General features: G+C 72.8%; 16 protein-coding genes. 8 read left to right on the top strand and 8 right to left on the bottom strand.

The window, feature by feature from the left end; translation table 11 throughout:
* Positions 1–173 precede the first annotated feature (173 nt).
* Positions 174–3,302, top strand: coding sequence for an FG-GAP-like repeat-containing protein (locus tag O0S08_RS08705; protein ID WP_269038571.1), 3,129 nt, complete (start codon positions 174–176; stop codon positions 3,300–3,302).
* Between the two features lie 315 nt (positions 3,303–3,617).
* Entirely contained in the window at positions 3,618–4,241 is a 624-nt protein-coding gene (locus tag O0S08_RS08700) for an SOUL family heme-binding protein (protein WP_269038570.1), read from the top strand.
* Between the two features lie 65 nt (positions 4,242–4,306).
* Here the strand turns inward: O0S08_RS08700 and O0S08_RS08695 are convergent, their stop codons facing one another.
* The 5 genes from O0S08_RS08695 to O0S08_RS08675 form a co-directional block, all read right to left on the bottom strand.
* Entirely contained in the window at positions 4,307–5,647 is a 1,341-nt protein-coding gene (locus O0S08_RS08695; RefSeq protein ID WP_269038569.1) for an MYXO-CTERM sorting domain-containing protein, read from the bottom strand.
* A 238-nt stretch (positions 5,648–5,885) separates the two neighbouring features.
* Positions 5,886–6,494 (bottom strand): methyltransferase family protein, encoded by a 609-nt coding sequence (locus O0S08_RS08690; RefSeq protein WP_269038568.1) that lies wholly within the window; start codon positions 6,492–6,494, stop codon positions 5,886–5,888.
* 59 nt (positions 6,495–6,553) lie between these two features.
* Positions 6,554–9,658, bottom strand: a complete 3,105-nt coding sequence (locus O0S08_RS08685; RefSeq protein ID WP_269038567.1) for an efflux RND transporter permease subunit — start codon at positions 9,656–9,658, stop codon at positions 6,554–6,556.
* A gap of 3 nt (positions 9,659–9,661) precedes the next feature.
* Entirely contained in the window at positions 9,662–10,855 is a 1,194-nt protein-coding gene (locus O0S08_RS08680; protein ID WP_269038566.1) for an efflux RND transporter periplasmic adaptor subunit, read from the bottom strand.
* A complete protein-coding gene (locus O0S08_RS08675) occupies positions 10,852–12,114 on the bottom strand; it encodes a TolC family protein (RefSeq protein ID WP_269038565.1) in 1,263 nt (420 codons plus the stop codon). Before O0S08_RS08675 ends, O0S08_RS08680 begins: the two co-directional genes overlap by 4 nt.
* Positions 12,115–12,308: 194 nt before the next feature.
* On the opposite strand from O0S08_RS08675, the gene O0S08_RS08670 reads away from it, so the two are divergent.
* The 5 genes from O0S08_RS08670 to O0S08_RS08650 all read left to right on the top strand — a co-directional run bounded on the left by O0S08_RS08670 (position 12,309) and on the right by O0S08_RS08650 (position 19,234).
* The gene (locus O0S08_RS08670; RefSeq protein ID WP_269038564.1) at positions 12,309–12,824 is read left to right on the top strand and encodes a MerR family transcriptional regulator; all 516 of its coding nucleotides are present in this window, start codon (positions 12,309–12,311) and stop codon (positions 12,822–12,824) included.
* Between the two features lie 57 nt (positions 12,825–12,881).
* On the top strand, positions 12,882–13,964 hold the full coding sequence (locus O0S08_RS08665) for an efflux RND transporter periplasmic adaptor subunit (RefSeq protein WP_269038563.1): 1,083 nt from the start codon (positions 12,882–12,884) through the stop codon (positions 13,962–13,964).
* Positions 13,961–17,029 (top strand): efflux RND transporter permease subunit, encoded by a 3,069-nt coding sequence (locus O0S08_RS08660; RefSeq protein WP_269038562.1) that lies wholly within the window; start codon positions 13,961–13,963, stop codon positions 17,027–17,029. The genes O0S08_RS08665 and O0S08_RS08660 overlap by 4 nt, the downstream gene beginning before the upstream one ends.
* A complete protein-coding gene (locus tag O0S08_RS08655; protein ID WP_269038561.1) occupies positions 17,026–17,706 on the top strand; it encodes a response regulator transcription factor in 681 nt (226 codons plus the stop codon). Before O0S08_RS08660 ends, O0S08_RS08655 begins: the two co-directional genes overlap by 4 nt.
* A 166-nt stretch (positions 17,707–17,872) precedes the next feature.
* Positions 17,873–19,234, top strand: coding sequence for a sensor histidine kinase (locus O0S08_RS08650; protein WP_269038560.1), 1,362 nt, complete (start codon positions 17,873–17,875; stop codon positions 19,232–19,234).
* Positions 19,235–19,488: 254 nt separating this feature from the next.
* Here O0S08_RS08650 and O0S08_RS08645 read toward each other — a convergent pair whose 3' ends face one another.
* The 3 genes from O0S08_RS08645 to O0S08_RS08635 form a co-directional block, all read right to left on the bottom strand.
* Positions 19,489–20,454, bottom strand: a complete 966-nt coding sequence (locus O0S08_RS08645) for an STAS domain-containing protein (RefSeq protein ID WP_269038559.1) — start codon at positions 20,452–20,454, stop codon at positions 19,489–19,491.
* A 423-nt stretch (positions 20,455–20,877) separates the two neighbouring features.
* A complete protein-coding gene (locus O0S08_RS08640) occupies positions 20,878–21,810 on the bottom strand; it encodes a zinc metalloprotease (RefSeq protein WP_269038558.1) in 933 nt (310 codons plus the stop codon).
* Positions 21,811–22,057: 247 nt separating this feature from the next.
* Positions 22,058–22,411: a hypothetical protein gene (locus O0S08_RS08635; RefSeq protein ID WP_269038557.1), complete on the bottom strand. Its 354-nt coding sequence runs from the start codon at positions 22,409–22,411 to the stop codon at positions 22,058–22,060.
* A gap of 311 nt (positions 22,412–22,722) precedes the next feature.
* Between O0S08_RS08635 and O0S08_RS08630 the strand changes: the two genes are divergently transcribed.
* Entirely contained in the window at positions 22,723–23,295 is a 573-nt protein-coding gene (locus O0S08_RS08630; protein ID WP_269038556.1) for a GNAT family N-acetyltransferase, read from the top strand.
* The last annotated feature ends 356 nt before the right edge of the window (positions 23,296–23,651 follow it).

The following is a 23,651-nucleotide window of genomic DNA, read 5'->3' as shown; positions in this document are numbered from 1 at the left end:
GACATGTCCTTTTAGACATGTCCTCATCGCCATCACGTCCCGTCCGGGGGTGGTCCTCGCCGGCCGGGGACTGAGCGCGCCGCTCACGCGAGCCCCTCCGTTCACGGCGCGCCGCGGCCGGGCGGGCCGGCGCTTGCTCGCGGCTGTCCGGCCCTTCACCCTCTCCGGGCTGCATGGCACCGCCCCGGAGCTCGGCCTCACGCATCCTCGGCCTCGCGGCGCTCGCCCTGTTCGTCGGCGTCGCCTGCAGCGGTGACGACCACCCGTGCGGCGGGCTCGCGGGAGTGTGCGAGGCCGAGGGTCTGTGGCAGCCGCTGCTCCTCTCGATCGACGACGCGGTCCTGGTCGACTTCGACGGCGACGGTGAGGACGAGGCCGTGGTGCTGTCGCAGGAGACCCGGCAGCTCGTCCTCGCGCGCGGCACCGACTTCCTCTCCTGGCGCACCGGCCTCCGGCTCGCCGAGGGGCCGACGGCGCTGGCGGCGTTGCCCGGCGAAGTGGCGGTGACGCTGACCGAACCGCCGCAGCTGGCGATCTTCGGCGTGGACGGCGACGGTCGGCTCGAGCGGCGGCGAGACATCCCCTTGCCCGAGCCGGCGACCCGGCTCGACAGCGCCGACCTCGACGGCGACGGAGCCCGCGAGCTCCTCGCCCCGCTGCCCGCCGCCGGCGCGATCGTGGTCGTCGATCCCCGCACCGGCGCGCTCCGCCAGTACCCCGCCGGCATGCAACCCATCGACCTCGAGGTCGGCGACGTCGACGGGGACTCGCACGCCGACGTCGTCGCCATCGACTTCGGCTCCGGCTCGCTGCAGGGGCCCTTCTCCGAGGCCCTCGGCCCGTCCACCTTGCAGGTGCTGCGCGGCGCCGGCGACGGGACGCTGCGAGCGGCCGTCGCCCATCCGTCGTCCGTGGGCGCGGTCCTGCTCGCCCTCGTCGATTACGACGCCGACGGCGACCTCGACGCGGTCGCCCGCAACTATGCGCGGGCGACGGTCCTGTTCCACCGCAACGACGGCAGCGGCCGGTTCTCGAGCCCGATCGCCGTGCCCACCTACCTCGACGACCCGAGGCGCGGGATGATCGTCGGCCCGGCGACCGCGAACGGCCTGGTGAGCGTCGCCTTGCCGCACGAGGACGGCCTCGACACGTGGGTCGGCAAGGGCGCGGCGTGGCTCGGGCGCGTCGAGCGAGGCGCCCCGCTGACGACCTGGGCCGGCCCCGGCCCCGGCGATCAGCTGCTCACCGCCTCCCCGTCCCGCCTGACTCGCCTGGCGTGGCGACCCGGCCTCGCCCCGCTCACCGTCTGGCGCAGCGTCGAGCTACCGTTTCAGCCCGAGCCGGAGATCGCCACCGGCGACCTCGACGGCGACCACCTGCTCGACCTCGCCGCCGCCAACGGGAACTCCGTCTACCTGCTCCACGGCCGCGCCGATCAGGGCTTCGGTTTCGGCGACACGTTCGCGCTCGACGGCACCGCGGACGCCGTGGTGATCGCCGACGTCACCGGCGACGGGCGCGACGACATCGTCGTCGACGACGGGCCCGACGTGCGCGCCCTGATCGCCGGCGAGGACGGGCAGTTCGTCGTGGGCCCCCGCGTGGCGCCCGGCGTCCCTGCGCGCACTCTGGTGCCGCTGCGCACCGGCGCGGACCAGCGGGTGGCGATCGCCGTCCTGCCCACGCCGGCGCCGTACGGCGAGACCGAGGTGTCCGGGGCGCGGGTGATCCGCTTCGGCGCCGACGGCCTGCTCACCGACTCGGCGATCCTCGACGGTTTGCTCGTCGACGCGGTGGCCCCGATCGACCTCGACGCCGACGGCGTCGACGAGCCGCTCGTCCTCGGCCGCCGCGACGGCGCCCTCGTCCTCCTCCGCATGACGCCCGACGCCGCCGGCTACGCCGTGAGCGCCGAGCACGTCGTGATCGCGCAGGAGCACCTGCCGCGCGGCGGTCCGCTCACCGCCGCCGACCTCGACGGCGACGGCGACCCCGAGCTGTTCGTCGGCTTCGAGGGCAAGACCTTGAGCCTCCACGGCCTCGTCGAGGGCGCGCTCTCGGTGGCCACGGAGGAGCGCGAGCCCCCGACGCACCTGTACGACCTGAACGGCGACGCCGCGCTCGACGCAGTCACTCTCGACTACGACACGCTCGCCTACCGCCTCGGTCGCGGCGACGGGACCTTCGCGGACGAGGCCGTCGAGCACAGTTTTCCGCAAAGCCGAGCGTTCGCCCTCGCGTCCCGGCCCGACGCCCAGTTCGACCTCGCCGCGGCCGCGGGCGAATCAGTGGCCACCCACGTCCTGCGCGAAGTGATGCGCCCGGTTCGGCTCGCCGACACGTTCATCTTCCACATGGGCGCCCTGGATCTGCGCGCCGCCGACCTCGACAGCGACGGCCTCGACGACGTCGTCGTGCGGACCTCGGGCGGCGTCTTCTGGGCCTGGGGCGGCGAGGCCGACCCGCTCGCCCGCACCGACGGCCTGCTCCTGGGCGGCTCGGCCCTCGGCCTCGCGGTCGCCGACCTCGACGGTGACGGCTCCCCCGAGGTGCTCACCGCCGACATCGCCAGCTACATCCACGCCTTCCGCGTGCACCCGCGGCTCGCGGAGCAGCCCGTCGTCCACGACCGGTTGAAATCGGAGTCGATCCAGAGCCTCGCGGTCGCCGACGTCGACGCCGACGGCCACCTCGACCTCCTCGCCCTCCACATGTTGACCGACATGAAGCTGGACGTCGCCCACGGCACCGGCGAACCGTTCGCCTTCGGACCGTGGCAGCCGGTCGTCAGCGTCCTGATCCGCGACCAGGCCGACTTCGAGCTCGGCGACGTCGACGGCGACGGCGACCTCGACGTGGTGATCGATCCCTGGGAGCACCCCCCGGTGCTGGTGCGCAATCAAGGCTCGCGCGAGTGGGCCGAGCCGGTCGGCATCCGCGGCTCCCGGGCCGCGTTCGGCCGCACCGGCGCCGGCGAGCGCGTCGATCTGGTGACGCAGGAGGACACCACGATCTACCGCCACGAGGACGGCGATCCCGAGCGACGCGTCGCGCTCGTGACCGACGAGGCCGGGTTCCTGTGGCGGGCCACCGACGCCGACGCCGACGGTCGCTACGATCTGGTCGTCCTCGAGCCCGAGGCCACTTCGGTGTGGCTTCTCGCCGGCGACCGACCTGCGCGCGTGCAGTTCGCCGACGCCCAGGTGTCGCCCGTCGCCTTCCCCGACATCGACGGCGACCGCCGGCCCGATCTCGTCGGCCTGGTCGGCGGCGGCACCTACGTGCGCCGCACCGGCCAATGACCCTTGGGTCATGTCCTTTTAGACATGTCTTATTAAACATGTCCTTTAGCGCAATCATGAACTGTCGAGAGCGCTCCCGGTGAAGCTGCGTCGACGTCTGCGCCCGCGGGACCGTGCACCCCTGTGGCCCATGTCTCGGAGTCAGGTTCGCTCTCTCACGGCGACGGTCCTGTCCCCGCGACTCGCGCACGCGGCGCGTCCCGGACCGGCCTCGACGGCCGCTGCCCGTCGCGGGCCCGCGCGAGCTCAGCCACGCCGGACCCGGCTTGCCGACGCGGCGAACGGTCGTAGACAGCGGCACGCGAGGCCGCCGTCATGCTGACCAAGATTCCGTTCACCGAGATCCTCAAGTCCGTCCCCGGCTTCTTCGGCATCCGCCTCGAGGAGCAGCCGAAGTACGAGGTGGTCGAGACGCTCGACGACGTGGAGATCCGCCAGTACCAGCCGGCGCTGCTGGCCCGCCTCACGGTCGAGGGGGAGCACGACAAGGCCGTCGACGAGGCCTTCGACCGGCTCGCGCGCTACATCTTCGGCGAGAACAGCCGACACCTGCGCATGTCGATGACCGTGCCGGTCGAGCAGCACCCCGAGGGCGAGCGCCTGGCGATGACCAGCCCGGTCCTGCAGAAGCCCGGCGGCCGCGGCTGGACCGTCGCCTTCTTCCTGTCCAACGACCTCTTCACCTCCGAGGCCCCGCAGCCCGACGACCGCGCGATCGAGCTGATCCACGAGCCCGCGCGCACGGTCGCCGCCCTGCGCTACCGCGGCAACTCGTCGGAGGACAAGCGCAAGGACTCCCGCCAGCGCCTGCTCGCCGCCCTCGAAGACCACCCCCGCTGGCGGATCGCCGAGGACGTCTACTGGGCCCAGTACGACGCCCCGTTCACCCTCCCGTTCGCCAAGCGCAACGAGGCGATGGTCGAGCTCGAGCCGCGCTGATCCTCAAGAATCGCAAGATGTCCGTTTGAACATGTCCAACGGGACATCGCTCTACCGCTCTGCTTTCACCTCATTGGACATGTCTGATTCGACATGTCCGATGAGACACTCGCAGTCGACTCGAGATGTGCCCGCCGGCGGCGCCCGCCGAGCAACAACACCATCCCGCCCAGCCACGCCCAGCCGTCGCGCCCGGCGTCCGGCCCGGTCGCGCAGCTGCAGCCGCGGTCCCCGGGCCCCTCGTCGCCGGCCCCTGGTCCATCGTCCTCTGCCGGCCCCATGCCGCGCTGGCACGCCGGATCGGGCTTGAACGGCTCGTCGCGGGTCGTCTCCGGCGGCGTCGCCGTCCACTCGAGCTCGAGCTCGTCGCTCAGCGCCCCGAGCCGCGCCCGCAGCACCGCGCGCCGGCTCTCCGGCGCGCTCGGCGGCGGCACGCACGCGTCCTCGATCATCGTGTACTCCGGCGGCACGAACCCCGCGAACGGCTCGAGCGCGAGCTCGCCCTCGACCAGGCTCCACTCCACCGGCGCGCCGACGATCACCCGTCCCTCGCCGTCGCGCACCACCGCCCGGGCCGCGAGCGGCTCGCCGAAGTAGCCGGCGACGATCTCGATCGACGCCGCCTCCTCGACCGGAGTCGCCACCACCTCCGCCACCGGCAGCACCGCCCCCCCGACCTCGAGCGTCAGCGTACTCCGCTCCCCGGCGCCGACGCGCACCGGCCAAAACTCCGCCGTGTCCTCGACCGGCACCAGTTGCCGCGGCGCTCCGCCGTCCTTCGCCTCCAGCACGCGGCCCTGCGACAGGTCCCAGGCGACCCGCCGGCCCGCCGGGTCGAGCAGGTGGATCGGGAACCCGACCTCGACGTCGGGCACCAGCCGCAGCGGCTCGTCGACAGCGGGGATCAGGTCGGCCGGGGGCGTCGACAGCCGCTCCAGCCATTGCTCCGCCCACTCTTCCATGTGCCACTGCAGCCCCGCGCGCAGCCCGTCCACGGGCACCACCTCGATGCGAAAGCGATCGCTCGCGAGCTCGCGCTCCCCCTCGAAGAGACAATCCCCGAGGTACGTGGCGTCGACCTGCACCGCGCCGAGCTGGTCGAGGACCACGCAGCCGCCGGGGGCGATCGGCTCGCCGGCCATCGCCATCTCGTAGCACCCGCCGAGGTCCTCCACCTGCAGCGTCTCATCGCCGGGCTCGGCATGGGAGCGGATCTCGAAGCAGGCCCGCGAGCCCTGCAGCGCGCGCAGACCGGAGGGCTCGTGCACCTCGGAGTAGAACAGCGGCCGCAGGCTGAGGTACAGCGCCCCGTCTTCGCTGTTCGCCGCTCTGCAGCCGAGTGACCCCAGACACGCGATCGCCAGGAGACACGCACGAGGGGTCCAGGAGCCGGCCGATGTCACCATGGGTTTGCAGGATCCCCGCCCGCACGCGCGACGTCAACGCGGCCGATCGGACGTCCGCCGGAACTCGAGCCCATGCCCATCGCCCGCCTCACCTCCGAGCCCGTGCTCGCGGCCTCGCGGACGACTCCAAGACATGTCTTTAGAGACATGTCTTTCAATCCGGTCGACCGGAATCCGCATGTCGATAAAGACATGTCCTTAAGTACAAATTCCGCTTACGGGCGGCTCTGCGCGAGTATCACCCGCGCAGCAGCCCGAACCCTGGCACGAAGCGCCCCACGCGGGCCGCGTAGCTGCGGTACTTGCTGCCGTGCACGCGCAGCAGGTGCGGCTCCTCGACCACGCGCACCTGCAGCTCGACGGCGAGCAGCAGGCACGCGAACGCCGCCATGGCCACCGCGTTGGGCAGCAGCACCACCATCGCCGCCGCGGTGAACAGCATGCACGAGAAGATCGGGTTGCGGACCATGGCGAACGGCCCTGCGGTCACCAGCTCGGTCCGCTCGTCGCTGCGCACCCCGATCCGCCACGAGCGGCCCATGGCGGTCTGGGCCGCGTAGGTCGCCGCGATCCCGAGCAGCACCGCCGCCCCGCCGAGGACGAACTGCGCCGGCCCGATCTGCGGCGACGCCACCCACCCGAGCAGCCCGGCGAGCGGCGCCAGCAGGCTGAGCACCACCCCGATCACGAACAGCGCCCCGCCCCACCACTCCGCCGAACCTGGCCTTCCGGACAGCCCGTGAAAGCCCGTCGACCCGGTCTCGCGCAGGTGCCGGTACGTGCGCAGGCCGAAGGCCACGGTGTAGAAGCCGAGGAGCAGGAGCAGGGCGACGAGTTCGAGGCGCATACGAATTCCTCGCCCGCCAATGTGAACCCTGCAGCCGCTACAGGGTCAAGCGAAGTTCGTCACGACGCGCGCACGCGCGGGCCGAAGCGGGCGTACACCGCCGGCAGCACCAGCAGGGTCAGCAGCGTCGCCGACACCAGGCCCCCGATCACCACCGTCGCCAGCGGCCGCTGGACCTCGCTCCCGGGCGCGGTCGACAGCGCCATCGGCACGAAGCCCAGCGCCGCCACCAGCGCCGTCGTCAGCACCGGACGCAGCCGCAGCTCGGCCGCCTGGGTGATGGCGGCGACGTGGCCGGCGCCGTCGGCTTGCAGGCGCTGGGCGAAGGTCACCAGGACCAGGCCGTTGAGGACCGCCACGCCGAACAGGGCGATGAAGCCGACGCCGGCGGAGATCGAGAACGGCAGGTCGCGCAGCCACAGCGCCACCACCCCGCCGACCACCGCGAACGGCACCCCGAGGAAGATGATCGATGCCGAGCGCATCGACGACAGCGCCGTCCACAGCATGAACACGATCAGCGCCAGGGCCAGCGGCACCACCACTGCCAGGCGGTCCCGGGCGGCCACGTAGTGCTCGAACGTCCCGCCGTACTCCACGCGGTAGCCGACCGGCAGCGTCACCGCGGCGGCGATCGCCGCCTGCGCGTCGGCCACCGTCGACACCAGGTCGCGGCCGCGCACGTTGAACTCGACGATCACGCGCCGCGACTGCTTGTCGCGGTTGACCAGCACCGGCCCCGTCACCCGCTGCAGCGTCGCCACGTCGCCGAGCGGCACGATCTGCCCGGTGTTGGCGCGCAGCGGGATCGCCGACAGCGAGTCGAGGTCGCCGCCGGTGATCGGCCGGTCGAACTTCACCATCATGTCGAACCTGCGCTCGCCCTCGAGCACCTCGCCGACCTTGTGCCCGACCGCGATCGCCTCGGTCGTGATGTTGATGTCGGCGATCGTCAGCCCGTAGCGCGCCAGCTTGGTGCGGTCGGGGTCGATGCGCAGGTACTGCAGCCCTTGCAGCTGCTCGACGCGCGCGTCGACCACCCCCGGCACGCCCTTCACGTTGTCGAGCGCCGCCTGGCCGAGCGTCCGCAGCATCTCGAGGTCCGGCCCGTAGATCACCACCCCGACGTCCGAGCGGATGCCTGCCACCAATTCGTTGGTGCGCATCTGGATCGGCTGCGAGATCGCCCCCGCCACCTCCGGCACCACCTGCTCGACCAGCTCCGACATCTCCGCGGCGATGTCGTCCTTCGTCAGCCCCGGCCGCCACGCGTCGCGGTCCTTGAGCTGCACGTACACGTCGGACTGCTCGACCCCCATCGGGTCCGTGGCGATCTCCGGCGAACCTGTCCGCGAGACCACGTGCACGATCTCCGGGATCTCGCGCAGCGCCCGCTCGATCCGCTGGCTCGTCGCCACCGACGTCGACAGCGCCGTGCCCGGCATGCGCCGCGCCTCGATCAGCAGGTCGCCCTCGTCGAGCTGCGGCACGAACTGCGCCCCCAGGCGGCCGAACACCGCCACCCCGGCCGCCAGCGCCGCCACTCCGACCGTCATCGTCAGCCAGCGCCAGCGCAGCGCCGCGTGCAGCACCGGCGTGTACAGCTTGTGGACCGCGCGCAGCAGGAACGTCTCGCGCGCGTCGGGGTGCGGCTGCACGAGGTAGCTCGTCAGCACCGGCACCAGCGTCAACGAGAAGATGAACGCCCCCGCCAGCGCCAGCAGCACCGTGTAGGCCATCGGGTGGAACAGCTTCCCCTCCATCCCGGTGAGCGCGAGGATCGGCAGGTAGACGATGGCGATGATGATCTCGCCGAACACCGCCGCCCCGCGGACCTCGAGCGTCGACTCCTGGATCACCCCGATCCGCGCCTCCGTGGACAGCTGCGCGCCCGCGCGGCGGCTGGCCTCGCCGAGGCGGCGGGCCGCGTTCTCGACCACGATCACCGCGCCGTCGACGATGAGGCCGAAGTCGATCGCGCCGAGGCTCATCAAGTTGCCCGACAGCCCGGCCGAGTTCATCACGATGACCGCGAACAGCATCGACAGCGGGATCGTCGTCGCCACCACCAGGCCGGCGCGCAGGTCGCCGAGCAGCAGGAGCAGCACCAGGATCACCAGCGCCGCGCCCTCGGCGAGGTTGGTGGCGACGGTGCGGATCGTGCGGTCCACCAATTGAGTGCGGTCGTAGAACGGCTCGACGCGGACGCCCTCGGGCAGGGTCGGCGCCAGCGCGGCCAGCTTCTCCTTGATGCCCTGCGTGACGGTGCGCGAGTTCTCGCCCATCAGCATCAGCGTCACGCCGACCACGACCTCGCCCTCGCCGTCCTTGGTCGCCGCGCCGCGGCGGAGCTTGGGCCCGAAGCGGACCTCGCCGACCGAGCTCACGGTGATCGGCACGCCCTGCGGGGTCGCGCCGAGGACCACGCGCTCGAGGTCTTCGCGGCTGCGGACCAGGCCGTTGGAGCCGATCACCACCTGCTCCTGGTTGCGCTCGATGTAGCCGCCGCCGGCGTTGGCGTTCGACTGCCCGAGCGCCTCGGCGACCTCGCCGATCGACAGGCGCAGCGCCTGCAGCCGCTCCGGGCTCAGCACCACCTGGTACTCGCGGTTCTCGCCGCCGAAGCTGTTGGTCTCGACCACCCCGGGCACGGTGCGCAGCTGCGGCCCGACGTACCAGTCGAGCAGCTCCTCGAGCTCCATCAGCGAGTGCGTCTCGCTGCGCAGCGTGAACTGGTAGATCTCCCCCAGCCCGGTCGAGATCGGCCCCATCTCCGGCGTCCCGTAGTTCGCCGGCACCGCCTCGGACGCCTGGCGCATGCGCTCGTTGATCAGCTGGCGCGCGAAGTAGATGTCGGTGCCGTCCTTGAACACCACCGTCACCACGCTGAGCCCGTACTTCGACACCGAGCGGATCTGCGTCACCTTCGGCAGGCCCGACATCGCCCGCTCGACCGGGATGCTGATGTACTGCTCGACCTCGACCGGCGACAGCGCCGGCGCGGCGGTGATCACCTGCACCTGCACGTTGGTCACGTCGGGCACCGCGTCGATCGGCAGCTGCAGCGCCGCGCGCACGCCGACGGCGACGAACAGCAGCGTCGCCACCAGCACCAGCGCCCGGTTGCGCAGCGACCACGCGACGATCACGGTCAGCGCGTGCATGGTTTAGTGCCCGTGGTCCTCGCCGAAGGTGCCCTTGAGCAGCACGCTCTTGAGCGTCCACGCCCCGCGCGTCACCACCGGCTCGCCCTCGCGGAGGCCTTGAAGGATCTCCACCACCCCCGGGCCCGCCGTCCCGAGCACCACCTCGTGCAGCTCGAACACCCCGTCCTCGCCGCGCACGAACACCACCGTCTTGCCGGCGACCTCGATGATCGCGTCGCGCGGGACCGCCAGCACCGGCTCCGGCGCCGCGCGCGGGTCGCTGACGGCGATCCGCGCCTTGCCGAACAGGCCGATGCGCAGGATGTCCTCGCGGTTGTCGATCGGGATCCTCGCCACCACCGTCTGCGCCTCGGCGTCGACCTTCGGCGCGATGAACTCGATCGCCCCGTGGAAGGGGTGGTCGGGGAACGCGTTGAGCTCGACCTCGACCGCCGCGCCGACGCGGATCTTCGCCAGCAGGTGCTCGAACAGGCGGGCGATGAACCACGCGCGGTCGAGGTTGACGATCGTCGCCAGCGTCTGCTCGGGCGTCACCGGCTGGCCAGGCACCACGTTGCGCTGCATGACGTGGCCGGAGATCGGCGCGCGCAGCGAGAACACCGTCGCGTTGCCCTTCGCCCCCAGGCCGAGCGCCTGCAGCCGTTGTTTGGCCGCCTGCGCCTCGGCCTCGAGCGCCGTCGCCTCGGCGCGCGCGGCCGCCAGCTCCTGCTGCGACGCCATGTTGCGCTCGGCCAGCGCCTCCAGGCGCGTCAGGTTCGAGCGGGCCGACGCCGTCCGCGCCTGCAGCGACGCCAGGTCGGCGCGCAGGCTGCCGAGGCTCGGCGCGCGCACCGTCGCCAGCACCTGGCCCTCCTTCACCGGGTCGCCCTCGCGGAACAGCACCTCCTCGACGATCCCGCCGACCTTGGCCGGGACCTGCGCCATGCGGCCGGGATCGGCCTCCACGTGCCCGGTCGCGAACAGCACCGGCGCGACCACCTGCCGCTGCACCGGCTCGGTCTGGATCTGCGCCTCCGCGATCACCTGCTCCGTCAGCGCCACGCGGCGCGGCAGCTCGTCGTGCTCGTGGCCCTCGCCGTGCTCGCCGTGCTCGCCCTCGCCGTGCTCGCCCTCGCCGTGCTCGTGCGCGTCGCCCCCGGCCGGCTTCGCCCCGCAGCCGATCAGCGAGAGTGCCAGTAACAGCGCCTTCCTCATGGCTGCGCTCCCTCGGGCAGCAGCCCGATCACCCGCGCCAGCTCGACCGAGCCGAGCGCCAGCGCCCGCCGGGCCTCGATGTGGGCCGCGAGGTACTCGAGCAGCGTCTGCTGCAGCACCACCGCGTCGCGGATCGACACCCGCCCCGTGGCCATCTCCTGCGCCAGCGCCTCGAGGTGGCCCTCGGCGCGCTGCAGCCGCTCGGCCTCGAACAGCTCGAGCTCCGCCTTGCGCGCCTCGACCTCGCGCAGCGCCACCTCGACCTCCGCCTGCACCACCCGGCGCCAGCGCTCGACCTCCGCCTCGGCGCGGCGGACCAGCGCCTTGCTCTCGGCGATCTCGCCCTTGTACGTGCGCCCGAGCGGGGCGGGCAGCACGATCGGGAACGCCAGGCCGCCGCCCAGCACCTGCTCGGCGAACCCGTCGCGCTGGGCGTACAGCACCACGCTCGGGTTCGGCGCGCGCAGCCGGCGGTACACCTCGATCTGGCGCACGAACACCTCGCGCTCCGCCTTCGCCAGCTCGATCTCCGCCCGCCGCGTCAGCGCGGTCGCCAGCAGCCGCGCCAGGTCGTCCGGCAGCGCCAGCGGCGTCAGCTCGCCCGCCACCTCGAGCCCCGCCCCGTCGCGCCCGAGCAATCCTGCCAGGACCGCCCGCGCGGCCGCGATCCGCCGCTCCGCCTCGATCTGCTGCCGGCGCACGCGGACCGACGTCGCCACCACCACGTCGGCGTTGAGGCCCGAGCCGAGGCCGGTGCGCTCGCTCGTGCGGGCCAGGTCGACCAGAGTGTCCGCGGTCCTGGCGATGCGCTCGATCATCGCCCGCTGCTCGCGCGCCGCGATCCACTCGTAGTAGGCGCTCAACGCCGCCGCCGCGACGTCACGGCGGCTCAGCTCGACCAGCCGCTCCGCCTGCGCCACCTCGGCGTCGGCCAGCGCCATCCGCTTGCGCCGCTGGCCCGCGATCTCGAGCTCCTGCGACACTCGTCCGTACACGTTGATGTCGCGGTCGCCGGTCCACAGGCCGACGCGGCGGGCCGCGGTCACCTCGACCTGCGGGTTGCTCGGCAGCAGCGTGCGGGCCCCGAGCTTGCGCCCCTGCGCCGCCTCGCGTCCGGCCTCCGCGGCGCGGACGCTGGGGTGCTCCGCCAGCGCGCAGGCGACCACCGCCGCGCGCCCGAGCGGGCCCTGGCAGCTCGCCGGCGACGGCGGCGGCGCGGCCAGCAGGACGGCGGAGAGCAGCGCGGACGACAGAAACATCAAACCTCGGTCAACACCCGCGGGCGGCCGCGTGGGGACGACAATTCGCGCGCGCTTCGCTCATGGGTTCGGCGAGGAGGCTAGACCTTGTAGCGACTACAGGGTCAAGCGAGCCCGGCGGGCCGCGGGGTGCGAGGTGACGCACGTGGGCCTTGCGTGGTGACAGGCGGGCGGCCGCGGAGCAAGCTCGGGCGGTGACGCGAGACGACGAGCAGATGACCATCGGCGCGCTCGGGCAGGCCACGGGCGTCGGCGCCGAGACGATCCGCTACTACGAGCGCATCGAGCTGTTGCCGCAGCCGGCCCGCACCTCCGGTGGTTACCGCGTCTACCGACCGGAGCACGTCCGCCGCCTCAACTTCATCCGCCGCAGCCGCGAGCTCGGCCTCAGCCTCGAGGCCGTGCGCGAGCTGCTGTCGCTCGCCGGCGACCGCCTGCGCCCGTGCGCCCGCGTCGACCGGCTGGTCCGCGACCACCTCCACGACCTCGACCACAAGATCGAGGGCCTGCAGAAGCTGCGCAGCGCGCTGCAGCGGCTGGCAGACTCGTGCCGCGGCGGCGGTCGCGTGTCCGAGTGCCGGATCCTCGAGGCCCTCCAGGAGGCCGAGGAGACCCTCGCCGGGCCCGCCGTCGAGTGCGCCCAGGAGGCCTGCGTCGAGCGCCGCGCCAGCGAGAAGCAGCCGAGGCCCCGCCGCGAGCGCCGCGCCTGAGAAGTTTCTCAGGATCGTCTCAATTTCGGCCGGCGCCCCCGCGCTACCCGATCGGGCATGCTCCGCCGAGCGCTCGCGACCGGCTGCCTCGCCCTGCTGACCTCGTGCATGTCCGAACAGACATGCCCTGAAAGACAGCTCAATCGTCAGCCCGCCAGCACCGCCAGCGCGTGGGTCGAGGTCACCGCCCCGCGCGACGTCTCGCTCCTGCAGGCCGCCGCGCGGGTGGTGCTGCCCGGCGATCGCCAGGGCGTGATCCGGCCGCTCTACCGCGCCCGGATCGCCCGCTTCCACGTGCAGGCAGGCGACCGCGTGCGCGTCGGCCAGCCGGTCGTCGACGTCGTCATGCCCGAGGTCGTGGTCGCCGCCGCCGACTACCGCGGGGCCCAGCTGCGCAGCGCCGCCCAGACCGCGCGGCGCGACAAGCTCGGGCGCATGCGCGACGAGGGCCTCGTCTCCGAGCGCGACGTCTTCGAGGTCGCCACCCGCGCCGCCGAGGTCGAGCAGCAGGCGCTCACCGCCGCCGCCACCTTGCGCGCCGCCGGCATCGACCCCGCCCGCTCGCGCGACCTCCTGCACGAGCCCGAGGTCACCCTGACCAGCGACATCGACGGCGTCGTCCGCGAGCTGCACGGCCGCCTCGGCGAGGTCATCGAGGGCGGAGCCCTGCCGATCGCGGTCATCGTCGGCGAGGGCGTCCCGCGCGTCGAGGCCCGCTTCCTCCACGCCCCGCCCGCGCGCACCACCATGCGCTTCCACGCCGTCGACGGCAGCGTGTGGCCGCTGAAGCCCGAGCCACTCGCGCGCACCGTCGAGGCCGACGACGGCGCGGTCGTCATGTGGTTCGCGGCCGAGGGCGAGCGCCTCGCCGCGCCCGGCCTGCGCGGCACCGTCGAGGCCGTCAGCGACGAGCCCGGCGTCGTCCAGGTCCCCGCCGGCGCGCTGCAGCGCGAGGGCGACGTCTTGATCGTCCACCGCCGGCGCGACGGCACGATCACCGCCGTGCCCGTCGAGCTGCTCATGGCCTCCGGCGCCTCGGCGTTGGTGCGCCCGACCGATCCGTCGCAGCTGGTCGAGGGCGACCGCGTCGCCGAGGACGCCCTCGCCCACCAGCGGGCCAGCGCGGGGGCCGGCGCGTGATCGAGGCCCTGGTCCACGCCTCGGTGGTCCGTCGGCGCGCGGTCCTCCTCGTCACCCTCGTCGCCACCATCCTGGCCGCGTTCGTCGCCGCGCGCCTGCGCTTCGACGCCCTGCCCGACGTCACCACCAACCAGGTCCTCGTGCTCACGCGCGCCAGCGGCCTCACCCCCGAGGAGGTCGAGCGCCTGGTGACCCGACCGATCGAGATCGGCCTCGGCGGCATCCCCGGCATGGTCAAGCAGCGCAGCGTCTCGCGCTACGGCATCTCCTCGATCACCGCGGTGTTCGGCGACGACGTGAGCCCCTTCCTCGCCCGCCAGATGGTGCAGGAGCGGCTGGCGCTGGTCGGCGATCGCCTGCCCGACGGCATCGACGCGCCGGAGCTCGGCCCGCTGACCGGCGGCCTCGGCGAGATCTTCCACTTCACGATCCGCTCGCCCGAGCGCACCCCGGCCGAGCTGCTCGAGCTCGTCGAGCTGCGCCTCGTCCCCCTGCTGCGCGCCGTCGACGGCGTCGTCGAGGTCAACACCTGGGGCGGCGAGCGGCGCACCCTCGACGTCGTCGGCAAGCCCGACGCCATGGCCCGCTGGCGCCTCACTCTCGGCCAGCTCGAGGCCGCGGTGGTCGCCGCCACCGGCACCGCCGCCGGGGCCAACCTGGCCGATGGGACATCTCAGGTCCTGCTCCGCGGCATCTCGCGCCCGACCACCCCGCAGGAGCTCGGCAGCGCCCTCGTGCGGCCCGCGGTCAGCGGCGAGCCCGGCCTGCGGATCGCCGACGTCGCCGACGTCCGCTGGGGCAGCCTGCCGCGGATCGGCGCCGCCACCTCCAACGGCGAGGGCGAGACCGTCTACGTCATGGTCCAGATGCTGCGCGGCGCCAACGCCCTGCAGGTGATGGAGCGGCTGCACGCGCGCATGGTCGACGTCGACGCCGCCCTGCCCGAGGACGTGACCGTCGACCTCGTCTACGACCGCTCCAAGCTGGTCGGCGCCACCCTCGCGACCGTCGCCAGGAACCTGCTCGAGGGCGGCCTCTTGGTCGTCGTCGTCCTGTTCGCCATGCTCGGCAGCTTCCGCGCCGGTCTGCTGGTCGCGCTGGTGATCCCGCTGTCGATGGTGTTCGCGCTGGCCGGCATGGCGCTGCTCGACATCCCCGGCAACCTCATGAGCCTCGGCGCGATCGACTTCGGCCTGCTGGTCGACGGCGCGGTCGTCATGGTCGAGGCCGTCTTCTGCGGGGCCGTCGGCGCCGCGCTCACGCCGACCAAGGTCGCCGAGTGGACCCGCGGCGTCGCCCGCCCGGTGTTCTTCTCGGTCCTCGTCATCCTGCTGGTCTACGTCCCGATCGTCAGCCTCACCGGCGTCGACGGCAAGATGTTCCGGCCGATGGCCGCGGCGGTGATCATGGCCCTGCTCGCCGCCCTGATCCTCGCCCTCACCTTCGTCCCCGCGGCCGCGGCCGCGGTCCTGCGCCCGCGCGACGTCCCGGCCCGCGAACCGTTGGTCGTCCGCCTGGCCGAGCGCGCCTACCACCCGGTCCTGCGCGCGGCCACCCGCGCCCCGCTCCTCGTCGCCGCCTTCGCCCTCGCCTGCCTGGTCCTCGGCGGCTGGCTGTTCAGCCGCACCGGCGCCGCCTTCGTCCCCCAGCTCGACGAGGGCGACCTCGTGATCCAGACCGAGCGCGCGCCCAACATCTCGCTCGACTCGGCCGTGCGCGAGGCCACCGCGATGGAGCAGGTCCTGCTCGGCGAGGTCCCCGAGGTCCGCGCAGTGGTCGCGCGGATCGGCTCGCCCGCGGTCGCCACCGACATCATGGGCATCGAGCAGGCCGACGTGTTCGTCGAGCTCGCGCCGAGGTCCCAGTGGCGCGACGGCCTCGACAAGGACGGCCTCGTGCAAGAGTTAGGCGCCCTCCTGGCCGCCAGGGCCCCCGCCGACGTCGTCGTCTTCACCCAGCCGATCCAGATGCGCTTCAACGAGCTGCTCGGCGGCGCGGTCACCGACGTGTCCCTCAGCATCTTCGGCGACGACCTCGCGCAGCTGCGCGACCTGGCCGAACAGACAGCCGAAGTCATCGCCGAACAGCACGGCGCGGTCGACGTCCGCATCATGGCCCCGCCCGACGTCGCGGTCGCCGAGGTCCGCCCGCGCATGCTCGCCGCCGGCAGCCACGGCATGGTCGCCGCCGACGTCCTGCGCGTGGTCCAGGCGATCCGCACCGGCGTCACCGCCGGCTACACCTACGTCGGCCCGCTGCGCCTGCCGGTGCGCGTGCGCCTGGGCGAGCCGCCGCCGGCCAGCCTGCTCGCGCGCGTGCCGGTGCCGACGGCCGACGGCGCCCTCATCGAGCTCGAGCACCTCGCCACCGTCGAGCAGCACCCGGCCGCCAGCCTCGTCAACCACGACGACGCCCAGCGGCGGATCGTCGTCGGCTTCAACGTCCGCGGCGCCGCGCTCGGCGACGTCGTCGAGGCGCTCAAGGCCGAGCTCGCCGCGCGCGTCCCGCTGCCCCGCGGCACCCGGTCGGTGTGGGGCGGCCAGTACGAGTCGCTGGCCGAGGCCCGCGCCCGCCTGGCCTGGGTCATCCCCGTGGTCGTCGCCGCGATCTTCGCCGTCCTCTTGCTCGCCTTCCGCCGCCTGCGCCCCGCCGCCCTGATCTTCACCCACGTGCCGTTCGCCTGCGTCGGTGGCATCCTGGCCCTGACCTTGCGCGGCCTCCCCCTGTCGCTGTCCGCCGCGATCGGCTTCATCGCCCTCAGCGGGATCGCCGTGCTCAACGGCGTGGTGCTGCTGGCGCAGATCGACCAGCTCCTCGCGCAGGGTCACGACCCGCGCCGGGCCGCCTTCGCGGCCGCCGAGTCGCGCATGCGCCCGGTGCTGATGACCGCCTCGGTGGCCGCGCTCGGCTTCGTGCCGATGATGCTCGCCACCGGCACCGGCGCCGAGGTCCAGCGCCCGCTCGCCACTGTGGTCGTCGGCGGCCTGGTCTCCTCGACCCTGCTGACCCTCGTCATCCTCCCCGCGCTCTACCCGTTCTTCGCCGGCAGGAGCCGCCCCTCATGAGGATCCTCGTGGTCGAGGACGACGAGCGGCTGCTGCTGCTGCTGCAGCGCGGCCTCGGCGAGGAGGGCCACCTCGTCGACGCCTGCACCACCAGCGCCGACGCCCTCGGCCAGGCGCAGACGATCGCCTACGACGTCGTCCTGCTCGACTGGATGCTGCCCGACGGCGACGGCCTGTCGCTGCTGCGCGCCTGGCGGGCCCGCGGCGTCGACACCCCCGTGCTCATGCTGACCGCCCGCGGCAGCGTCGGCGAGCGCGTCCTCGGCCTGCGCACCGGCGCCGACGACTACCTCGTCAAGCCGTTCGACTTCAGCGAGCTGCTGGCCCGCATCGAGGTGCTCGCCCGCCGGCGCGGCGGCGACGTCGTCCACCTCCGCGCCGGCGACGTCGGCCTCGACACCCGCCAGCGCGCCCTCGTCCGCGGCGCCCACGAGGTCGCCCTCACCGCCCGCGAGTTCGCCCTCTGCAACCTGCTGTTCCGCCGCGTCGGCGAGGTCCTCACCCGCAGCGAGCTGCTCGCCGCGGTGTGGGGCCCCAACTTCGACGGCGAGCCCAACGTCCTCGACGTCTACGTCGGCTACCTGCGCGCCAAGCTGGCCCAGCTCGGCGACGACGCCCCCGTCATCCGCGCCCAGCGCGGCGTCGGCTTCCGCCTGCTCCCCGGAGGCGAGCGATGACACGTCGATGCGGTCCCGCCGGACATGTCCATATCGACATGCCTGATCGGCCATGCCCGTTCGAACATTCTCTTATGAGCATGTCCTCTCGGGCATTCCGGGCCCTCGCCCGCACCTCCGGCGCGCCCCGCCGCGTCGTCGCCGCCCGGGTCGGAGCCCTCCGCCGATGACCCTGCACCGCCGGCTGCTCCTGTTCGGCGCCGTCATCCCGGCCGCCCTGATCGCCCTGGCGCTGTTCCTCATCGGCCTCGTCCTCGACCACCTCTTGCTCGAGTCGGTCGACCGCGGCCTCACCCTGCAGGCCGCCAGCGAGTCCGTCAGCCTGTTCGATCGGCCAGGTCAGGACGCCCACCTCCACTTCGGCGACTCCGCCCTGGTCGCCGACCTGCAGCGGCTGCACCACCAGGGCGCGCTCTACGGCCCCGACGGCGCGCGCCTGCTCGCCTACCCCGCCGACACGGTCGCGCCGGAGCGGCTCACCGCCGCCGACGTCGCCCGCGCCCCGGCCCTGCAGACGCGCGTGCTCCCCGGCGGCGAGCGGATCCGCGAGCTCTCCCTCGCCATCGACTCGCCGCGCGGCGAGCCGCACGCGCTGTGGCTGGCCGTCTCGCTCGCCTCCAACGACGCCGCCCTGGCCGCCTACGCCCGCGCCGCCGCCCTGATCGGCGCGGCGGTCACCCTGCTGATGCTCCTGCTGCAGGTCGCCCACGCCCGCGGCCTCGTGCAGCGCGTGCAACAATTGCACGCGCACATGCAGCGCCTGCAAGACGGCGACTTCTCGACCTTGCCGCCCGCCGATCCCGGCACCGACGTGATCGCCAGCCTGCGCCACGCCATCGCCGACGCCACCGACAAGCTGCGCACCGCCTCCGAGCTGCAGCACCGCCTGGTCGCCGACGCCGCTCACGAGCTGCGGACCCCGTTGACGGCCATGCGCATGGAGATCGACGTCACCCTCCGGCGCGAGCGCTCGCCCGATCAGCTCGTCGACGCCCTCACGCGCGTGCGCACCGAGGTCGACCGCCTCGGCGAGCTCGCCAGCAAGCTGCTGGCGATGGCCAGCCTGCGCCGGTCGGAGTGGGAGCGCGTCCCGCTCGACGCCGTCGCCAGCGTGCGCGACGCCATCGCCAGCCACCACCTCGTCGCCGAGCGGCGCTCGATCTCCTTGCACCTTCACGCCCCCGAGGCCGCCCCGATCCGCGCCAACCCGGGCCCCCTGCGCCAGGCCGTCGACAACCTGCTGGCCAACGCCATCAAGTTCGCCCCCGTCGGCAGCGCCGTCGACCTCACGGTGCGCGACGGCGAGACCGCGCTCGAGCTCCTCGTCGAGGACCGCGGCCCCGGCGTCCCGCTCGAGCACCGCGAGACGATCTTCGCCCCGTTCCGCCGCCTCCAGCGCGGCATCGACGGCGCCGGCCTCGGCCTCGCCATCGTCCGCGAGGTCGCGGAGGCCCACGGCGGCCGCGCCTGGGTCAGCGAGCGCCCCGGCGGCGGCGCCTGCTTCCACCTCGTCATCGCCCGCGCCTGACCTGCCACGCAGCGCGGAGTCCATTCGCCGGCGTCGTCACGCTCGTCGCGTCACCGCCGATCGCTGCGCCGAGTACCAGCGCCCCATCCATCGCTCGCGACGCGCCTCGTCGACGAAGACGACGCGTCCGTCGCCTCACCGCCGACACCAGCGCCTTGTCCATCGCTCGCGGGGCACGTCCGCGACGAAGACGTCGCGTCCGTCAGCGCCACGCCCATCGCTCGCTATGCGCCTCGTCGAAGCGACGCCCGCCGTCAGCCCTGCGCCTTCACCCCGTGCCTCGGCGATCGCTCGACTCGCCGCGTGAGCGCCTGCCGCAGCCCCTCTTGCAGGCTCGGCGCCGTGGTGACGCGAGCGAAGTCGACGTCCAGGTCGACCAGAGTCTGCGCCATCTTCGGCGAGATCCCCACCACGATGCAGTGCACCCCGAGCAGCCCCGCCGCGCCCACGCTCTTGAACAGGTGCGAGGCCACGTCCGCGTCGATCACGGGCACGCCCGTCACGTCGAGGATCACCTGCGACGCCCGCTGCTGCACGATCGCCGACAGCAGGTTCTCCATGATCTGCGCCGCTCGCTCCGCGTCGATCATCCCGATCAGCGGCAGCGCCAGGATCCCCTCCCACAGCCGGATCACGGGCGTCGACAGCTCGCGGATCGACTGCTGTTGCTCGCGGAGCAGCCGCAGGTGCGCCGACAGCTCGGCCGTCCTCGCCGCGACCGCCGCCTCGAGCGCCTCGTTCTGGGCCCGCAGCTCCTCCTCGCTGCGCGCGAGCTCGCCGATCTCGTAGTGCATCACCACCGCCTCGAGCAGCTCGCCCGCCTCGTTCTTCACCGGGTAGATCGAGGACGCCACCCACCCGGCCGACCCCTGGGACACCCCCTCGGTGTGTTTCGGGTCGTAGCGGATCGCCGGCAGCCTGGTCGCCTCGCCGGTCGCGTAGGCGTGCCGGACCCCGCGCAGGCTCCCGGACGGCTCGAGCTGCATGTCCTCCAGGATGACGTGGTCGCGCACGACCTCGAGGCTCAACTTCCACAGCTTCTCGAAGCCCTTGTTGACCTCGACGACTCGCCCGCCCGCGTCGCAGACCTGCACGCTCAACGCAGTGTTGCCGACGATCGCGTGGTACCTGCGCGCCGCGACCGTCAGCGCCTCGACCTGCCGCCGAAGCGCCTCCACCTCGCGAGCGAGCTCTTCGCGCGACCTGTCGTCCGCCCCCATCGCCGGGACTCTACACCGCGAGGCCAGCGCGAAAAAGCAGGACGGACAGGCGCCCGCGCCGTCCGGCCCGCGGACACCGTCGCAGCGCGGCCCCCCGAGAACGCACGAATTCGTGGAGCGCCGGGCCTGCGGAAGCGGGCGCGTTGGCAGCGGCGAGGCGCGGACGAGGCAGCGTCTTCACCGCGCGGCGCACCGTCCTCGCGTGCGAGACGCTCCTGTCCCTATCGCCAGGTGACGTCAGGCGAGAGGCGAGCGCGCGCAGACCTGGAGCCCGCGCGAACCCTCGAACGATCTCCGCGACGGAGCGAGCATTCGCGTGAGCGCTCCGACGTGGCGATCGACTCTCGGCACCGCGGACGCGCGAGGCGTGGCGAGAATCCGCGGTACTTCACGCGTCAAGCGGCGACACCGGCCACGCTCGTCTTACGAGACGCCGCGGTAGACCGCCAGCTGATAGGCCATGCGCGTCACCTGCCCGTGCGTGAACGAGTCGATGCACGCGTCGGTGGTGTAATCCATGTAGTTGAAGATCGGGTCCTCGCCCGGCAGCTCCGGGCAGGAGTCGCGGCCGACGGGGCAGCCGAACGCGGGCCCTGCCTCGCACGGGGTGTCGGCGACGCGGTCGCCTCCGTCGTCGAAGTCGCCGCCGCAACCGCCCTCGAAGGTGTGGAACAGCCCGACCCAGTGGCCGACCTCGTGGATCGCAGTGTCCCCGAGGTCGTAGGGCGCCGCGGAGCCGCCGGGCATGCTCTCGTTCAGGATCACGACCCCGTCGGCCTGCGGGCGCTTGCTGTAAGAGGACGGGAACGTCGCCCAGCCGAGCAGGCCGTCGCCGAGGCTGGCGACGTAGAGGTTGAGGTCGCCCGGCCCGCCGATCCGCAGCGCCGCCTTGGCCTCGCTCTCCGCGTCGGACAGGTACCCCATCCCGTACCAGGCCTCGTTCACCGTCACGTCGACCCCGGCGAGCGCGAACGTGATGCCGGCCTTCACGTAGGCCGCGTTGAGGACGTCGATCTGCGCGTCGATGCGATCGACCGCGGTCCCGCCGTTGCCGGCGCTGTCGGTGATCACGTGGACGTACGTCGGGATCACGCGCGGCGCGAACGAGATTTGCTCGGCGCGAGCCCTCCGACCGGCGAAGTCGAGCTCCATCGCCTCGACCTCCGCGGGGCTCGGGTGCGTCCCGCAGCGGCGGGCCACACCGACCGCTCCCAGCATCTCGCGCCCGGCGCAGGCGGGGTCGTCGTCGTCCACGCAGGCGTCGTTCTCCCCGGGAACAGCCGCCGCCAGGGCGACGTCACCTCGCCGATCGTCGGCGTCATCGCAGGCGCAGCAGAGTGACAGGGCAACAATCATCCAAACATTGTCGACAGCACGCATCAGCATTCATCCTGCGAGCTCCACCTCGAGCCCCACGTCATGTTACGTGTCGACATCGAGCTGGACCCTTACGCACTGCTTACATTCGCCGCCGCCGGCAGACAACCGCCATCCTTCCTGGCAGTCGTGCGCGAACCCGGCGGGCGCGCCGCCCGACCGCATGTCCCCCAGGACATGTTCTAAACGACCCTTCACCGCCCGCTGCGCGGCGAGGGTCTCCGGCTCAACCTTCGGGCGCGATCGTCAGCTCGGTCTGGACGTCGATATCCGAGAAGCTGCGGATCGTGACCACGCGGCAGGCGCGGACGATCCCCCGCACGCGCCGCACCGGCTTGGCCACGCGAGCGAGGCCGTCGCTGACCGCGAGCGGCTCGTCCGGCGCCTTCATGCCGGGGGTCTCGAGCACGCGATCGGACACGTACACGACGCCGGTGTCGAGGTCGGTGACGACCGGCTCGTGCGGCCGCGGCTTGCGGCTCGCGCCGAACAGCCCGGACACTTCGATCTCGTACCACACGAGCTCGACGCGGTGACCGACGGGGACGGGAGCCTGGAAGATGACCACGAACTTGTCCATGTCGCGCATGGTAGCCCGCGTCTCGCCCTCGAGCACGCGCGCGTCCGAGCGATCGCGCGACAGGCCGCTCGCTACGCGAGCGTCTCGCCGGTCCTCCACAGGCCCGCGAGCATCGCATCCGCCCGTCGCCACCTAGGCCCTTCGCCACCGCCTTCGCGCGACACGTTCGCCTCGCGCATCCACCGTCGCCACGCGCCTCGTCGCGCCCCACGAGCATTCGCTGGATGCGCCCGTATCGCGCCTCTCACAGCATGTCTCATTTGCCTTGAGGCGTGGTGACGCCCGCAGTCCGACGCGGCACCATGCTCTCCATGCCCCGACCCCTCGCCAGCGGTCCTCACGTCAGCCTCCACGCCCCGTCCGAGGGCGACGCGTCGGAGTACCTCGACGCCGTCGCCGCCAGCCGTGAGCTCCAGGAGGGTTGGGTCTCCCCGCCCACCTCGCCCGCCGCGTTCGCTGCTTATCTCGAGCGTCTCCGCGAGCCGGCCCACGCCGGCTTTTTCCTCCGGACCGAGGGGCGTCTGGTCGGAGTCGTCAACATCAACAACATCGTCAAGGGCGCGTTCCGTTCGGGTCACCTCGGGTACTACGCGTTCACCGGGGGCGAGGGACGCGGCCACATGGCGGAGGGCCTGCGGCTCGTCATCGACCGCGCCTTCGGCGAGCTCGGCCTGCACCGTCTCGAGGCGAACATCCAACCCGGAAACGTGCGCTCGATCGCCCTCGTCCACCGGCTCGGCTTCACGAAGGAGGGCTTCTCGCCGCGTTACCTCTTCATCGCCGGCGAATGGCGAGATCACGAGCGTTGGGCGATCACCGAGGAGGACTGGGTCGTAACTCCATCGCGGGTCGAGACCTTGAGCTCTGTCGTCCGGCAAGATTGACCAGCCGAGGACCGCCGGGGCCCCGAGCGTCGACGCCGCTCGAGGTCAGCGAGGCCGGGGCCGCGGCGAACAACCCCTCGGCGGCGACCGACCGCCACGGGACGATCTACGCCGTGTCGCTTCCTTGCTTCCTCCTTCGCCAGGCTTCCTTCACGGATCAAGCCGCGGCGCACTTGCTGTCACTCCCAACTCGAACGGCGTCGAGGCCGGCGAGCAAGCGACCAGCCCGGACCGCCCCCACGGTCTTCCGCGTGCGTGACTGCCGGTCGGCGCGGAGGCGGTGCGGCGGCGGGGCCCGTTGCACCGCGGCCATTTCCCACGGAAGTCGCGGGAACGGCCGGAGAGCGTGCTGGTCG

It is taken from the genome of Nannocystis punicea (genome assembly GCF_026965555.1).
Classification (GTDB): Bacteria; Myxococcota_A; Polyangia; order Nannocystales; family Nannocystaceae; genus Nannocystis; species Nannocystis punicea.
The sequence above is the reverse complement of the archived record's forward strand: the minus strand, read 5'-3'. Positions and strand labels throughout refer to the sequence as shown.

Excerpts from the sequence above, each read along its gene's own strand:
- O0S08_RS08705 (WP_269038571.1), top strand. The coding sequence starts at position 174 with ATGGCACCGCCCCGGAGCTCGGCCTCACGCATCCTCGGCCTCGCGGCG.
- O0S08_RS08700 (WP_269038570.1), top strand. The coding sequence starts at position 3,618 with ATGCTGACCAAGATTCCGTTCACCGAGATCCTCAAGTCCGTCCCCGGC.
- O0S08_RS08695 (WP_269038569.1), bottom strand. The coding sequence starts at position 5,647 with ATGGTGACATCGGCCGGCTCCTGGACCCCTCGTGCGTGTCTCCTGGCG.
- O0S08_RS08690 (WP_269038568.1), bottom strand. The coding sequence starts at position 6,494 with ATGCGCCTCGAACTCGTCGCCCTGCTCCTGCTCCTCGGCTTCTACACC.
- O0S08_RS08685 (WP_269038567.1), bottom strand. The coding sequence starts at position 9,658 with ATGCACGCGCTGACCGTGATCGTCGCGTGGTCGCTGCGCAACCGGGCG.
- O0S08_RS08680 (WP_269038566.1), bottom strand. The coding sequence starts at position 10,855 with ATGAGGAAGGCGCTGTTACTGGCACTCTCGCTGATCGGCTGCGGGGCG.
- O0S08_RS08675 (WP_269038565.1), bottom strand. The coding sequence starts at position 12,114 with ATGTTTCTGTCGTCCGCGCTGCTCTCCGCCGTCCTGCTGGCCGCGCCG.
- O0S08_RS08665 (WP_269038563.1), top strand. The coding sequence starts at position 12,882 with ATGCTCCGCCGAGCGCTCGCGACCGGCTGCCTCGCCCTGCTGACCTCG.
- O0S08_RS08655 (WP_269038561.1), top strand. The coding sequence starts at position 17,026 with ATGAGGATCCTCGTGGTCGAGGACGACGAGCGGCTGCTGCTGCTGCTG.
- O0S08_RS08650 (WP_269038560.1), top strand. The coding sequence starts at position 17,873 with ATGACCCTGCACCGCCGGCTGCTCCTGTTCGGCGCCGTCATCCCGGCC.
- O0S08_RS08645 (WP_269038559.1), bottom strand. The coding sequence starts at position 20,454 with ATGGGGGCGGACGACAGGTCGCGCGAAGAGCTCGCTCGCGAGGTGGAG.
- O0S08_RS08640 (WP_269038558.1), bottom strand. The coding sequence starts at position 21,810 with ATGATTGTTGCCCTGTCACTCTGCTGCGCCTGCGATGACGCCGACGAT.
- O0S08_RS08635 (WP_269038557.1), bottom strand. The coding sequence starts at position 22,411 with ATGGACAAGTTCGTGGTCATCTTCCAGGCTCCCGTCCCCGTCGGTCAC.
- O0S08_RS08630 (WP_269038556.1), top strand. The coding sequence starts at position 22,723 with ATGCCCCGACCCCTCGCCAGCGGTCCTCACGTCAGCCTCCACGCCCCG.